The 16244-nt window shown below is 40.2% G+C and carries 10 protein-coding genes and 1 tRNA gene; 2 read left to right on the plus strand and 9 right to left on the minus strand.

Going from position 1 to position 16244, the window contains the following annotated elements; all coding sequences use genetic code 11:
* Positions 1-201: 201 nt before the first annotated feature.
* The gene (locus KJR31_RS05485) at positions 202-447 is read right to left on the minus strand and encodes a YneF family protein (protein ID WP_004251708.1); all 246 of its coding nucleotides are present in this window, start codon (positions 445-447) and stop codon (positions 202-204) included.
* A 312-nt stretch (positions 448-759) separates the two neighbouring features.
* Between KJR31_RS05485 and KJR31_RS05490 the strand changes: the two genes are divergently transcribed.
* Positions 760-5976: an SIALI-17 repeat-containing surface protein gene (locus KJR31_RS05490; RefSeq protein ID WP_214262432.1), complete on the plus strand. Its 5217-nt coding sequence runs from the start codon at positions 760-762 to the stop codon at positions 5974-5976.
* A 242-nt stretch (positions 5977-6218) separates the two neighbouring features.
* On the opposite strand, the gene KJR31_RS05495 is transcribed toward KJR31_RS05490, so the two are convergent.
* The 6 genes from KJR31_RS05495 to KJR31_RS05520 form a co-directional block, all read right to left on the minus strand.
* Complete coding sequence (locus KJR31_RS05495; protein WP_214262433.1) at positions 6219-6419, minus strand: mechanosensitive ion channel protein MscL; 201 nt, start codon at positions 6417-6419, stop codon at positions 6219-6221.
* Between the two features lie 154 nt (positions 6420-6573).
* Complete coding sequence (locus tag KJR31_RS05500) at positions 6574-7500, minus strand: ATP-binding cassette domain-containing protein (protein ID WP_006150242.1); 927 nt, start codon at positions 7498-7500, stop codon at positions 6574-6576.
* A 10-nt stretch (positions 7501-7510) separates the two neighbouring features.
* Entirely contained in the window at positions 7511-8578 is a 1068-nt protein-coding gene (locus tag KJR31_RS05505) for an ABC transporter ATP-binding protein (protein WP_006150205.1), read from the minus strand.
* Between the two features lie 8 nt (positions 8579-8586).
* Complete coding sequence (gene oppC, locus KJR31_RS05510; protein WP_006150281.1) at positions 8587-9513, minus strand: oligopeptide ABC transporter permease OppC; 927 nt, start codon at positions 9511-9513, stop codon at positions 8587-8589.
* Positions 9513-11009, minus strand: a complete 1497-nt coding sequence (locus KJR31_RS05515; protein ID WP_214262434.1) for an ABC transporter permease — start codon at positions 11007-11009, stop codon at positions 9513-9515. Before KJR31_RS05515 ends, oppC begins: the two co-directional genes overlap by 1 nt.
* Positions 11010-11074: 65 nt before the next feature.
* Complete coding sequence (locus tag KJR31_RS05520; protein ID WP_214262435.1) at positions 11075-13054, minus strand: peptide ABC transporter substrate-binding protein; 1980 nt, start codon at positions 13052-13054, stop codon at positions 11075-11077.
* A 178-nt stretch (positions 13055-13232) separates the two neighbouring features.
* Between KJR31_RS05520 and KJR31_RS05525 the strand changes: the two genes are divergently transcribed.
* Positions 13233-13303 (plus strand) — tRNA-Cys (locus tag KJR31_RS05525).
* 323 nt (positions 13304-13626) lie between these two features.
* Here the strand turns inward: KJR31_RS05525 and KJR31_RS05530 are convergent.
* Positions 13627-14592 (minus strand): N-acetylmuramoyl-L-alanine amidase family protein, encoded by a 966-nt coding sequence (locus tag KJR31_RS05530; RefSeq protein ID WP_214262436.1) that lies wholly within the window; start codon positions 14590-14592, stop codon positions 13627-13629.
* Positions 14593-14606: 14 nt separating this feature from the next.
* Positions 14607-16235 (minus strand): collagen-like protein, encoded by a 1629-nt coding sequence (locus KJR31_RS05535; protein WP_250319678.1) that lies wholly within the window; start codon positions 16233-16235, stop codon positions 14607-14609.
* Positions 16236-16244: the final 9 nt, after the last annotated feature.

The following is a 16244-nucleotide window of genomic DNA, read 5'->3' on the forward strand; positions in this document are numbered from 1 at the left end:
TCTTTCTAGTCTCATTTTTCTGATTGATAGTTCATTATCATTATATTTCTTACTGAAAATTCTGACAGTCTGGTGAAGTTCCAGACTACCTCCCTCTTAATCATAATCAAATATCAATAGAATGCAAGGAAAAAGTCTTATCCTTAAATATCAGTTGAACATAGTGAGAAGTCTGGAATTTTCATTCCAGACTTTTCCTATTTATTTCTTTTTATTGTTAGCAAGGGCTGCTTTTTGTTGGCGAATGATTTGGTGGTACACTTGTTGTACCTTAGCTTCGCTTGGTTTTTGACCATTTGCACTCAAAAGAGTACGAACTGCTTCTGCATTCAAACGTGGGTTATCAGCAAATTCTTTTTCGATTTGCTTGCGCACCAAGTACATTCCTCCAAGTGCTCCACCAAGAAAAGCTAAAACAATCAAGACAATTGCTAAAATAAGGTCCATAATATTTCTCCTGTTTCTTTTTGAATCTTCTATATTATACCATAAAGTCCCACGCCTGACTAGTTTGATTTACGCTTTCAAAAGGGTAGGGCATTACTCAAATTCTTTTTCTACTCTAATCTTTTTTAATTCAATAAAATAAAAAAAAAACTAAAATTTGGTAAAATAATTCAGTTTTTCCTAAAAAACCTTGCATTGGACCGATTTATTTGCTATATTAAGATTATACAAAACAAAGGAAATATCTTTCTGCAAGGCTTATTTTTTTTACAAGAAAATGTATGCGCTTACAGATTTGAGAAAGGAGTTTTTATGGAGAAGAGCTATTGGGAAAAATCCTGTAAGTATAGCATCCGAAAGTTGACCGTTGGAACTGCTTCTGTTCTACTGGGAGCTGTTTTTCTAGCGACACAGAATGTAGCTGCTGAAAGCCTCGAAGTGAAGGACAATCAAACGAATGTTAGTGAGACGACGGTTAAAGTAGATGTCAAAGTAGAGGAACCAAGTCAAGCAAAGACGGAGAATCAGCCAAGCACAGACACTCATCCTTCTACTGAATTAGCTGACAAAGAGGTAAAACCTGAAAAGGAATTACCTCAAACACATCATCAATCAGAGACTAACGCTGTAGTTGAACCTTCTGAAAATAAGGAGAGTGAAAAGCCAGAACTTCCTATGACTAAGCAAGAAAACTATCAACTTCATTACGACCAACCAACTGCTCCTTCTTATGACGGCTGGGAAAAACAAGCCTTGCCTGTCGGAAACGGTGAAATGGGGGCTAAGGTTTTTGGATTAATCGGTGAAGAAAGAATCCAATACAATGAAAAAACTCTCTGGTCTGGTGGGCCACAACCTGATAGCACTGACTACAATGGAGGGAACTATCAGGACCGCTATAAGGTTTTGGCAGAAATTCGTAAAGCCTTAGAAGAAGGAAACCGCCAAAAAGCCAAACAATTAGCAGAGCGTAACCTAGTAGGACCAAACAATTCTCAGTATGGTCGTTACTTATCTTTTGGTGATATCTTTATGGTCTTTAACAACCAAAAGAAAGGCTTGGAGAATGTTACCGACTACCATCGTGGCTTAGATATTTCTGAGGCCATCACAACTACCTCTTATACTCAAGATGGGACAAGTTTCAAACGAGAAACCTTCTCTAGTTATCCAGATGACGTCACTGTTACACATTTGACTAAAAAGGGAGATAAGACGCTTGATTTTACACTTTGGAATAGCTTGACTGAAGATTTGATTGCTAATGGAGATTATTCTTGGGAGAATTCTAAATACAAACAAGGGACTGTTAGCGTTGATTCTAATGGTATTTTACTCAAGGGAACTGTCAAAGACAACGGTCTTAAATTTGCCTCTTATCTTGGTATCAAAACAGACGGACAAGTCACTGCTCAAGATGGTTATTTGACTGTCACTGGAGCTAGCTATGCGACCCTTTTACTCAGCGCCAAGACCAACTTTGCTCAAAATCCAAAAACCAATTATCGCAAGGATATTGACGTAGAAAAGACTGTCAAATCTATCGTTGAAGCTGCTAAAGCCAAAGACTATGAAACTCTAAAAAATAACCACATCAAGGACTATCAAAGTCTCTTCAATCGTGTTCAACTAAATCTTGGCGGTAGCAAGTCTAGCCAAACTACAAAAGAAGCTCTACATACCTACAACCCAGAAAAAGGGCAAAAACTAGAAGAGCTCTTCTTCCAATACGGACGTTATCTACTCATCAGTTCTTCTCGTGACCGGACAGATGCCCTTCCTGCCAACTTGCAAGGAGTCTGGAATGCTGTAGACAATCCACCTTGGAACTCAGACTACCACCTCAATGTCAACCTTCAGATGAACTACTGGCCTGCCTACATGAACAATCTTGCAGAAACGGCTAAGCCAATGGTCAATTATATTGATGACATGCGCTACTATGGTCGTATCGCTGCTAAAGAATATGCCGGTATCGAATCCAAAGAAGGCCAGGAAAATGGATGGTTGGTTCATACCCAAGCAACACCATTTGGCTGGACAACTCCAGGTTGGAACTATTATTGGGGTTGGTCTCCTGCTGCCAATGCCTGGATGATGCAGAACGTCTATGACTACTACAAATTCACCAAGGATGAAACTTATCTCAAAGAAAAGATTTATCCAATGCTCAAGGAAACAGCCAAGTTCTGGAATTCCTTCTTGCACTACGACAAGGCTAGTGACCGTTGGGTTTCTTCTCCATCCTACTCACCAGAGCATGGAACTATCACGATTGGGAATACCTTTGACCAATCTCTAGTTTGGCAGTTATTCCACGACTATATGGAAGCAGCCAATCATCTCAATGTCGACCAAGATTTGGTGACAGAAGTGAAGGCTAAATTTGACAAGCTCAAACCACTTCATATCAACCAAGATGGCCGAATCAAGGAATGGTACGAAGAAGATAGTCCTCAATTCACTAATGAAGGAATTGAACACCATCACCGTCACGTTTCTCATCTGGTTGGGCTCTTCCCAGGAACCTTATTTGGCAAGGATCAGCCTGAATATTTGGAAGCTGCACGCGCAACCTTAAACCACCGTGGAGATGGTGGTACCGGTTGGTCTAAGGCTAATAAAATCAACCTCTGGGCTCGTCTCCTAGATGGAAATCGTGCCCATCGTTTGTTGGCAGAACAACTCAGATCCTCAACTCTAGAAAACCTCTGGGATACGCACGCGCCTTTCCAAATCGATGGAAACTTTGGTGCAACCAGCGGTATGGCAGAAATGCTCCTTCAATCCCACACTGGCTACATTGCCCCATTACCAGCCCTTCCAGATGCATGGAAAGATGGGCAAGTCTCAGGTTTAGTCGCTCGTGGTAACTTTGAAGTCAGCATGAAATGGAAAGAAAAGAATCTTGAAACCTTATCTTTCATTTCTAATGTTGGTGGGGATTTAGTCGTAGACTATCCAAATATCGAAGCTAGCCTTGTCAAGGTTAACGGTAAGGAAGTGCAAGCAAGCCGCATCAAAGACAATCGCATCCAGCTTGCAACTCAAAAGGGCGATGTCATCACCTTTGAAAACTTCCCTGGTCGTATCACCCGTCTAACTGCACAACGAAAAGATTCAACGACGGCAGAACTCAATTTCAATGCTGTTGAAGGGGCGACTTATTATGTCATCCATCGAGAAAGTAGGGATGAAAACAGTCAAACCTCTACGGTACGTGAGTTTACAACCAATCAAATTCGTTTTATCGACCGTTCTATTGATTCTAGCCACGCTTATACATACACAGTTCAGGCTATTTTAGGAGACCGCTCAACACCTATTTCTGACACGGCTTCAATCTCTGCCTTTAGTGAGCTAATGGACGACCGTGATTCTCGCATCCAGTACGGAGCTGCCTTTGGAGATTGGTCTGACTCAGAACTATTTGGTGGAACCGAAAAATACGCCGATATCTCAAATGGGAATTATTCCGATAAGGATGCAACCGCGACAATTCCTTTCAATGGTCCTGGAATTGAAATCTACGGACTCAAATCTTCTCAATTAGGACTTGCTGAGGTTACAATCGATGGCAAATCTGTTGGAGAGCTTGATTTCTATACAGCTGGTGCTACTGAAAAGGGCGTCCTAATCGGTCGTTATACAAATCTATCTTCAGGCCCTCACCTCATGACTATCACTGTTAAGCGTGAACATAAGGGACGTGGAAGTGAACGCTCAAAAATTTCCTTAGATTACTTCAAGGTCTTCCCAGGACAAGGAGAAACCGTTGAGAAAATAGATGATCGTGATTCTCGTATCCAGTACGGCTCAGCATTTAAAGACTGGACTGATGCGGAACTCTATGCTTCTACAGAGAAATATGCAGATATTAATGCAGATGAGAGTCTCGCTTCTGAAGCAACTGCAAGAATTCCATTCTCCGGTACAGGTATCCGTATCTATGGACTGAAAACATCTGCCCTTGGCAAGGCACTTGTGACACTCGATGGAAAAGAAATGCCAAGCCTTGACTTTTACACTGCCGGAGCTACCGAAAAAGGAGCATTGATTGGAGAATTCACTAATTTAGCAGATGGTGACCATGTCCTAACCTTGAAAGTGGACCCAGATTCTCCTGAAGGTCGAAAGAAAATCTCTCTTGATTCATTTGATATTCTAAAAGCTCCATCAGTATCACTAGATACACCAATCCTCGAACCAATTAAGGCAGAAGATAAAACAGTTACCCTTACTTTACCAACTGGTAATTGGGATGCTGTAGCTGTGACATTCCCTGGTGTCAAAGACCCTCTCTTACTTAGAAAAGTCGATGACGATCATCTTGTCACTTCTGGTGAGCAAACTGTCCTAACCATCAAGGATAAGAAGGTGCAAATCGACATCCCTGAAACTACGGACGGCAAAGCTGGCAATGCAATAGAAGCTTATGCTATCCTAGGAGAAACAAGAAGCAGTACGATTGTAACTGTCTTTCCAAAGGGTGAAAATACACCTGCGGAAGAAAAAGTCGTTACAAGTAAGGGTGACGAGCCCGCTCCAGTAGTGACCATCCCTGAATATACTGACCCAATTGGAACTGCAGGGGAACAGGAAGCTCCTATCGTGGATGTCCCTGAATACACTGAGCCTATCGGTACTGCAGGGGAACAGGAAGCTCCTATCGTGGATATTCCTGAATACACTGAGCCTATCGGTACTGCGAGCGACCAGGAAGCTCCTGTCATGAATATTCCTGAATACACTGAGCCTATCGGTACTGCAGGGGAACAGGAAGCTCCTATCGTAGATATCCCTGAATACACCGGACCTATCGGTACTGCGAGCGACCAAGCGGCTCCTATTGTGGATGTCCCTGAGTACACCGAACCTATCGGTACTGCGAGCGATCAAGCAGCTCCTATTGTGGATGTCCCTGAGTACACTGGACCTATCGGTACTGCGAGCGACCAGGCGGCTCCAAGCATTTCTCTTCCTGAGTTTAAACTCAAAGCCTTAAAAGACCAGGCTACAGGAGTTAAAGTCATCAGCGGAGAAAATGAGTTAGCTGAAGCAAGCTATCTTGAAATCCAGAAAGTAGGGAAGCAAGAACTCTTGGGCAAGAGATATGATGCCTACGCGATTCAACTCAAGAATGAGAATGGTCAACTAATCCAAGCAAAAGGTGCTGTCCTCGTTCGATTACCAATTTCTGGCACAGTCCAAGAATTCTATCGCTTCAGTTCAGAAAAAGACATGAAAGCACAAGATTTCGAGATTCGTGATGGCATGCTTGAGTTTCTCACCATTGATTTGACTACTTATGCTATCGTCTACAAGACTGAAACAGAAGTCCAACAACCAAGCTCAAGTCAAATCGAAGAAGCTAGTCCATTAGCAAATAAAAACCAGCTCAATGGTGAAAATTCTACAAATGACAAACAGCTTCCTGCCACTGGAGAAGAGTCCAGCCCACTCCTTTTCATGGCAAGTCTTAGTCTAGCTTTAACTTCTGCCTTCTTGCTAAAAGGTAAAAAAGGGTGATCCCAATAAATCTATAAAGATTTAGATAAATAGAAAAAGGATGAGTAAATTACTCATCCTTTTGATTTCTTTCAGAGTCTTTTAAAATAAACTAAAAAGCCAGTTATAAATCCAGTTAAAAATCGAATATAACAAATTTAAAAGGAATTCATAAAAAAATAAACAAATGTGATACCAAATGAATTCTACAATCGTAATCAGTGGCTTGACTAGGATATAAAATAAAATATCCCAAATAAATTTCATTTTTTATCTTCCTTTCTAGGAAGTCCCGCAATCCAAGGCAGAGCAGATATCATTTTATAAGCCGCAAGAAATTTAGCAATCTCTAAGGCTTTTGGCTCAGATTCCTTCTTCTCAGTCAGTACTTCCATTCCTTTTACCCAGAGGCATGTTCCAATCGTTCTAGCCATTGTCGTAAAAAAATTTGGTTGGTGGTCCATGTGATGCTCCTTTGGTTTGTTCCACTGATACATTTCTGTTTTTATTGTATTCAGTATATCAAATTTTTCTAGATAATCAAGCCTTTATCTGTAAAATAAAAAAGTTTCATAACCTTTCTAGAATAGTCCTAGCAAGATGATGAAACTTTATTGATTACTTCATTTCTTTTTTATAGCGTTCCAATTCTGCTTGGTTAGCCCAAACAAAATGACCTGGACGAATTTCTACCATTGAAGGTTTATCAGTTTCGTAGTCATGTTGATCTGGATCATAGACTTTCAAAACTTTTTTACGTTCCAAGATTGGATCTGGGATTGGTACAGCTGAAAGCAGTGCTTGTGTGTATGGATGAACTGGATTGTTAAACAATTCTTCAGTTTCAGCCACTTCAACAATGACACCCTTATAAATTACCGCGATACGATCAGAGATGAAACGAACTACTGACAAATCGTGAGCGATAAAGAGATAAGTCAAGCCCAATTCCTTTTGGAATTTCTTGAGCAAGTTCAAAACTTGGGCACGCACTGAAACGTCCAAGGCTGAAATTGGCTCATCCGCGATCACGAAGTCAGGTTGCATAACCAAGGCACGAGCAATCCCGATACGTTGACGTTGTCCACCTGAGAACTCATGAGGGTAACGTGTCAAGTGTTCAGCCAAAAGTCCTACTTCACGAATGATGTTTTGAACTTTTTCTTTTCTTTCTTCTTCGTCTTTAAATAAATGGTGGTTGTAAAGACCTTCAGAGATGATATAGTCAACTGTTGCACGTTCATTCAAACTTGCGGCTGGGTCTTGGAAAATCATTTGAATGCGACGGATTAATTCCGCTGCTTGTTCACGTGATTTTTTACCATTGATTTTTTGTCCATCAAAGATGATATCCCCTTTGCTGGTATCATTAAGGCCGATAATGGCACGACCAATTGTTGTCTTACCACTACCAGATTCTCCAACGAGAGAGAATGTTTCACCTTTGTTGATAAAGAAGTTTGCATTTTTAACGGCTACAAACTTTTTGCTTCCTTCACCGAAGGAAATCTCTAAGTCTTTAACTTCTACTAATTTTTCAGACATTTCCTTCCTCCTAGTCCTCAAGATGAGCAAAGCCCATCTTTTCACGAATCTTATCGTGTAAATCTGCAATTACTGCTGGTTTTGCAACTTTTGGAGCTTGTTCATCAAGCAACCATGTTTTAGCCCAGTGAGTATCAGATACTGCAAACTGAGGAGCTTTTTCTTCGAAATCAATCTTCATCGCATAATCTGAACGAAGAGCAAAAGCATCTCCCTTCAATTCAGTATACAGTGATGGAGGTGTTCCCGGAATTGAATACAATTCTCCTTTATCGTCAGCCAGCTGTGGCAAACTTGATAAGAGGCTCCATGTGTATGGGTGACGTGGATCGTAGAAGATTTCTTCAACTGTACCATACTCAACGATTTCACCAGCATACATAACTGCAACTTTATCAGCAATACTTGCTACAACACCAAGGTCGTGTGTGATAAAGATAGTTGTAAAGTGGTATTCTTGTTGAAGTGTTTTCAACAAGTCAATAATCTGAGCTTGGATGGTCACATCAAGGGCTGTTGTTGGTTCATCACAAATCAAGACATCTGGACGACACGCAAGGGCAATCGCAATAACAATACGTTGACGCATTCCTCCAGAATACTGGAATGGATATTCATTAAAACGTCTCTCAGCGTCAGGGATACCAACCTTATTCATATAGTCAATCGCCAAGTCTTTTGCTTCTTGAGCCGTTTTCCCTTGGTGTTTAACAATAACTTCTGTGATTTGACTTCCGATTGTTTTGATTGGGTCAAGACTGGTCATCGGGTCCTGGAAGATCGTTGCAATCTTCGCACCACGAATTTGCTCCCAATCTTTATGAGAAGAAAATTCAGTCAAATCTTGGTCACGGTAAAGAATACTACCGTTCGCAATACGACCATTATCTTCCAACATTCCTGTAAAAGTTTTTGTTAAAACAGATTTCCCTGAACCAGATTCTCCAACGAGTGCAAGCACTTCGCCCTCAATCAACTCCAGAGATACTCCACGAATAGCTGTCAAAATTTTGTCACGAACATCAAATTCCACGACAATATCTTGAGCAGTCAAAATTACATTTTTTTCTTTTGTCATGTCTACTCCTATCTATGTGTACGTGGATCACTAGCATCCGCTAGGTTTTGACCAACTACGAAAAGTGACAAGGATACCAAGACCAAAGTTGTCAATGGAATCCAGAAGAGGTATGCATTTGTTGTTACGTTCTGTGAATAATCTGAAATCAATCGACCTAAACTTGGTACTGTAATAGGCAATCCAAGTCCAAAGAATGACAGAAAGGCTTCATAGGAGATAAATGCTGGAAGCATTTGTGATGTAGTCGTAACAATAACAGATACCAATTGTGGCATGATATTTTTAATGACAATTTTGTATGTTGGAGTTCCGAGTGTGCGTGAAGCAAGGTTGTACTCTAAGTCACGGTAACGCATGATTTGGATACGAATTGAGTAGGCAATCCCAATCCAAGTCGTTACACTCATGGCAAAAATCAAATTCCAGAAACCTGCTCCGATTGAGTATGTTAGGACGATAACAATCAATAAGTGTGGGATGTTGGAAATAACGTTATAAACTTCCATCATGACGCGGTCAACTGATTTTGAAATACCCCAGATACCGCCGACAATAACACCAATTACAATATTGATAAAGGTCGCAATAACGGAAATCAAGATAGAGTTACGGGCTCCAAACCAGACACCATCAAAAAGAGACTTACCATTACTATCTGTACCGAACCAATGTTCCGCATTTGGTTTAATGTAGCGAGCGCTAAAATCATTTACCTTACTTACATCATTGAAGTCGAAATCAGAAAACATTGGGTAGATGAAACTCATCAAAACGATTGAAATCAAAATACCAAGCATGATGATGGTTGATTTCTTTTTCAAAAATTGTCTAAAAACAGAACCCCAATATGAGTAGGCAGGAGCATCAATTGCTTCAGAGGCAAAGTCATCGCGTTTTACAAACTGAAATTTATCATTACTAATTGTAGACATTATTTGCCTCCTTTCTCTGTCAACTTAATACGTGGGTCAATAATTGTCATCCAAATATCCCCAATTAAGTAAGAGAAGATTGAGACGCAAGTAAAGATGAAAACTAGACCAACAACCATGTTATTATTTGACGCTTTTACAGAGTCAATCAACATTTTACCCATACCTGGGAAGGCGAAGACTGTTTCAGTAAGAGTAGCTCCACCAATAACACCGATAATAGAACCTGGAATACCTGAAACGAGCGGTACCATAGCATTTTTAAAGATGTGTTTGTTTGAAATTTCTTTCTCAGAAAGACCTTTTGCACGTGCAAAACGAACAAAGTCTTGTGATTGTAAGTCAATCATGTAACGACGAATCCAGATAGCCAAACCAGGAGCACCAAGTAAACCAAGAATAACTGCAGGTAGTACATATGAACGCCAGTCTCCAGCACCCAAGATAGGGAATGAATCAGGGAGTCCAATTGAAGAACCAATCAAACGAATGATATAGACAAGAGCGATAGTTGGAAGAGCAAGTAAGAATGTTAAAGCTCCTGTAGAGAAACTATCAATCCAAGTATTCTTGTAACGAGCCATTGCAGAACCAAGTGGAACCGCAATCGCGTACGAAATTGCAAGGCCAATCAAACCAGCAATAGCAGAACTGGTAATCATAGATGGATACTGATAGTTGCTTTCAGTAGCTGTATATGGATCACCTTTACCGTAGTTCGCTACTTCACGCGCATCAGCTTGACTTGGAGATTTATATGTTCTTGAGTAGATATTGACTGATGACATTTTCTTACCAGTTGGGAATTGAACTTCAGAAGTCTTCGTTTGTCCTTGCCCTTGTGTGATAACTTGAAGCACAGGAGTATTGGCATAAGTTGGGTAAGAATCTCCTAAGTTCAAGTTCACAAAGTTTTGATGAACAAACGGGAATTGACTGTTAAAGTACAAGAGGTATTTATGTTTAGTCCCTGAACCTACCAAAGACCATCCAATCGCTGGATCATTTTCAAATCGCAAATAACGCTCTAAATTAGGATTTTCTGGGTCTTGAATCTTGTTTGTATGGTCAATATCAAGCAAGTTTGCATAGAATTTGAACACACGCTCGAAAATAGGGATTTCACGAGTCGCATAGAATTGACCGCTCTCTGTGAACTGACCTAAAGTCCAACCGTTCCCAAGTTGTTGGATGTATTTTTCATAGATAGCTTTATTTGTATCATTTGCATCTACTGTAACAGAAGGGTCAATGCTACTAGCTTTTTCCTGCAACTCTTTTGTATCGTAATATTCGATATAACCCATACGCTCATAAACGGTATTTTCATAGTTATCGCGTTTATCAGCTGTAGTTGCAATTTTATTGTAGTTAGTATCTTGTTTGAAGATCAACTTCCGTGGAACCATCGTATAGATGATTGTGTAAATCAAGGTCGTTACTAAAAAGATAGAAACTAACGACCGCAAGATACGCATAAAAACATATTTTTTCATATTATTTCCTTTAAAATCCCAAAAGAACCTTCTCCTTTTGGAGAGAAAGTTCTGATGAGCATTATTTATTTCACGTGGCTCGCTAATTCTTTTTGAGCTTTCTCGTTTGATTCAGCTTTTTCTTTGAGCCATTTTTCACGAGCTTCTTTGTACTCTTTAGCAGTTACAGTGTTCGCTTGCAATTTAAGATATTTGAAGTAAACATCTGAACCTTTATCACCAGATTGAGTATAAGATGCTGAGAATGGTACTACGCGAGAAATGATTGGTGCTGCTCCTGAAGAAGACATAGCTGGAAGGAAGAGTGAGCTATCTGTCAACCAAGCTTGAGCTGCTGCATATTTCTCATAACGTTTATTAAGATCGGTTGTTTCACTAGCTGCATCATCAACTAATTTGTCATAATCATTCAAACCAACTTGAGCAACCGCTGGGTTTGATGGATTATCATAGCCCATGTAGGACTTAGTTGTTTCACTATTAGTTGTTTTCAAGATGTCAAGGTATGTTGATGGATCATCATAGTCTGGATTCCATCCAACAGCACCTGAAAGGTCCCAATCTTCTGCTGCCGCACTAGCTGCGTAGTATGTAGCATTTTGTAATTCATCTGTAGTGATTTGTTGAATATCGATAACTACATTATCTGTACCCAAAGCCGTCTCAACAGATTGTTTAAATGATTGGATACGAGCGATATAGTTTTTAGATGTTTGGTCAACTGGAATATCCAAGTGGATTGGGAATTTTACACCATCTGCTTCAAGTGCTTTTTTAGCTTTAGCTAGTTCTGCTTTAGCTTTATCAGCATTGTATAGACCATCTTGAGCATCCGCAAAGTTTACGTCTTTCCATTCATCACCATAAGAAACAACCTTCTCAGTAACCAAGTCACCAAATGTCTTATCTCCAGCAGAAACAAAGTCAGGTTTGACAAAGAGGTTACGAACAGCAAGTGCTGCTCCATCTTTACCATTTAGCTGAGCTGAATAAGCAGTACGGTCAAAAGCAAAGTTCAAAGCTTGACGGAAGTCTTTGTTAAGAAGAGCTTTTTTAGTAGAAGTCTTTTCTTCATCAGTTGTTTTTGATGTATATTTATAACTTTGACGGTCAATGTTAACACCTAAACCAGCAATACCAGCTCCCTGTGGGGTATAGTAGATATTATCTTTATATGTTTCTGCTACTTTAGAATAGTTTGAGCTAGTAGGGAAGAGACGTGCATAACTATATGCACCATTTGTAAAGTTACGCTCAAGTGACTCTTGGTCTGAACCATCATAGTAAGAAAGTGTTACAGTATCGATGTGAACATTGTCTTTATCCCAATACTGATCATTCTTTGCAAATTCGATAGAAGACTTAGCTGTCAATCCCTTAAGCAAGAATGGACCATTGTAAAGCAATGATGTTGGATCTGTTGCCTTACCAAAGTCTTTACCTTTTGATTTTTCAAACTCTGCATTCAAAGGCCAGAAGATTCCATAAGATAATTTAGAGTTCCAGTATGGTTCAGGTTGGTTCAATGTATATTGAAGAGTGTAATCATCAACAGCTTTAATACCTACTGCAGAAAAGTCTGTATTAGTCCCTGATAAATAGTCAGCCAATCCCTTTACAGAATTTTGTGCTAGGTAAAGAGCAGCTGATTTATTGTCGGCTGCGTGTTTCAAACCTGTAACAAAGTCATTTGCAGTTACTTCTGCATATTCTTCACCATCAGATGTGAACCATTTTACACCTTTACGAATCTTGTATGTATATGTCAATCCATCTTGAGATACTGACCAGTCTTCAGCGACTGCAGGAGTTAGATTTCCATATTGGTCATTTGTAAAGAGACCATCGATACCATTTGAAGTAGCAACTTTTGTACTTTGTTTACCAGAAATTAGGTAGTCCAATGTTTCTGGGTCAGCAGTATAAGTATAGCCATAAGCCTTTGGTGCTTCAGCATTTGATGATTTTGAAGAACCGCAAGCTGCAAGAACGCCTGTAGCAAGTAGCGCAACACCCGCTACCGCAAGAATCCGACTTTTTTTCATATTTTTAAACTCCTCGTTTTAAATTGTGGATATTGAAGATTATACCACAGTTTTTTTAAAAAGTAAACGAATTTTCAGAATATTTTGTCGCATGTTTTTTAAACATCTGAATCTTATGTTTTCAGAAAAGAAAACTGTTGACGGAAAGGAATTTTCAAGGTATAATAATAAAAGTTAAGGCGGTATAGCCAAGTGGTAAGGCACGGCTCTGCAAAAGCTTGATCGTCGGTTCAAATCCGTCTACCGCCTTTTTTATACTATTTTATAGGAATTTATCCGAAAAGAAAGCCCGATTTTACGGGCTTTTTTGTTTTTCTTTTAGGATAAAAAAGGATAACTTTAAAAATTATTTGGGGCGAGTTTGGGGCGAGGATATTTTTTAGAGCTTGGATTTTAAATCCAAGCTTTCAGGGTAAACAAAAAACACTAGTGAGCGCTAGTGCTTTTTTTGAAAGTGGTAGATATTCGATTATCTACCTATGTTATACCATATTTTCTGTCAGAGCAAACAAAAAAACCGCTAGCGAATGCCAGCGGTCAAGTGTAATTAAATTTTGAATTTCTTTCTGTTTTTATTTTTCTTCTTTTGGTTTGTCAACGACGGTCACAAGACCATCTGGTTCGGTTTTGAATGCTGGATCTGTGTGAAGTTCACCGTTAGCTTTCAAATAGTACCAGCCGTCACCTGATTTGACGAATTGTTTGGATAGCATGTAGCCGTCTTTTTCTTCCATGAAATACCAGGTTTCACGATATTTAACCCAGCCAGTAGCCATACGACCATCTGACTTGAAGAAATACCAGCGATGGTTAAGGAACATCCAGCCTGTAACCATTGCGCCACGTTTATCAAGATAGAACCAATCTTTACCATCATTAAACCAACGATTGATTAGACAATATCCACGTTCATTGAAGTAGAACCACTCTCCCTTGATTTGCTTCCATGTTTTTGTAGGATAAGAGCCGTCTGACTCCTCCCACCACCAGCCAGAAGCATTTTGGCGCCATCCAGCTTCAGAAAGACCACCTTCAATGTCTTTCTTGAATTGCTCACGACTGATTCCCCATTTTGCCAGATAAGGATATGGATCCACATGGTCGCTCGCATTTCGTGGCTGATTGTATGTGCAATACTGATGTGTCTTGATTCCTGCTAGGCTGTCAGAATCCAGCGTTTTCGGAATCCCTGCTTCATCAGCAAGGTTGCGCAAAAGCTCAACATAGAGCTTGTAATCGCGCATGAACTCTTCCTTAGTTGAATGGCTCTCAATCAATTCTACTTGTCCGTATCCTTCAACGTTCCAACCCCCGCCTACGTCATAGGCTCCCATATCAGTGTACCAGGTCTGCATCACACGGCCGTTACCGACGACATGTGAGAAAAAACCTGAATCAACAGGGCGGCGCATGTGGTAGTCTGCTTCATTTTGAGCTGTTGAGTTTGGGTTACCAGTTGAGTGAGCATGGATCTGTCTGTAAGGTTGTTCCCCAACCTGTGGTAAGTCTGTTCTTAATCTGCTTTTATCAATATCCATTTATTTTTCCTTTCTTACGGTAGACTAGTCGGCCATGGGTCACTAGTCAAATATGAAATAGCGCTAACTCGGATATCTCCGATGTCAGCATTGGTTGGCACAGGGTCATCAAACTGGAATCTGAGATGATTGCTGTCGCTATTACCGCCCAAGTACCAGGTACCATACCTTTTACCTTTATCACTATAGATTTCTCCGATTAAAGAAAATTCCGTTCTAAACCCTTGAGGTACTGCATTTTGACCGATAATGTAGCAATTTCGCTCACGGTCTGACGGTTGCAAGACGTAGCCAGGGCCACCTCTACGAACCACTCCGAACCATCCCCATGACAATCCTCCAAACTGATACATTACAGTATCGTTTTTTCTTCGGATTTTGAGGAATGAAGCCCCTAGTTTTGATTGGATGTTTAAGGTTCTCCAGCCTGTGTCACCAGTCAGCACTTCCCAGCCTTGAGAGCCAGTTCCTGAACGTTTAATCCACTTAAGGGCTCCATTTGTGGCTACTGTGTCCACATAGGTTGTACCCACCGGAGCGGACACCCTTCCATTAGGCATGCCAGTTCCGTGAATCTCATATTGATTTACCTGGTTGTTTGGTCCTGTCGAAGTTGGCAGAGTGACATTTCCTCCACCGTCTGACAAGATTAAGGTGCTTCCTTCAAGGCTTAATTTTTGAGGGATTTTAGGAATTGAAGCAAGTTGCTCCTTTGTAGCATAATCCTGCCCTTTCTGTTCAACAGTAGCAAGTCTCTGCTTGATTTCTGTGTCATTATAAGGTTGAGGAATTTCAGATTTCTTAGCGTACCCATCTAAGCTTTGATGCTGTGACAGATAACCTTTAGATTCCAATTCTTGCTTGGTGACTAAGCTGCTAGTATCAACACTTGGTTTGTTTTCCAAGTTTTCTAATCGGTTCTTGATTTCTGAATCGTTGTAGATTGTATCCTTATCAGGTTTACTCTCTAAGGCAGAAATTCGCTGTTTTAGGTCGCTATCATCATAGATAGTGTTATTGTCTGGCTTCGCCTTCAAAAGTTCAATATCGGCTGAAATATGGCTGATTTCGCTACGTTCAACTTTGCTTGCTAGTTCTTCCTTAGTAGCGAACTTGCTCGTATCGATTCCAGGCTTAGCTTCTAACGCTGCCAATCGACGTACGATTTCAGAATCATCATAAGCAGCACTTCCAACATGAACCGTCTTGAGAATTTCTTCTAATTCTGTTCTGGTAACAATGCTATCAATGTCTACGATGCGACCTGTCTTCTGCTCGATTACAGGCGCATTCTTAGACTTATCAAGTTCACTAACTCGAACATTGAACTGGAAGCTATACACGTCAGCAGATTTTTCCACTTCTTCAAAGTAGATGTATCCTACCACAGGCTCGTCCATTGTGATCAACGATGCGTCGAATTTCACAGTAAAGGTATTATCTTCAATTGTTGCTTCGACAGTTGAGTATCGTTTTGAACGCTTAAAATAGAACAAGCAGATGACTTTGTTGGCAGTTAGATTGTCAAGAGTGAATTTGAATCCAGCGATGTTCTTATCCATGCTGAAGAATTCTTGATAAAGCCTATCTACATCTCGATCGTTTGGTGTGATTTCAAGCTTTTTTTCGATGGTTTTCTTCAAGTCATGCTC

The organism is Streptococcus infantis (genome assembly GCF_018499575.1).
Classification (GTDB): domain Bacteria; phylum Bacillota; class Bacilli; order Lactobacillales; family Streptococcaceae; genus Streptococcus; species Streptococcus infantis_K.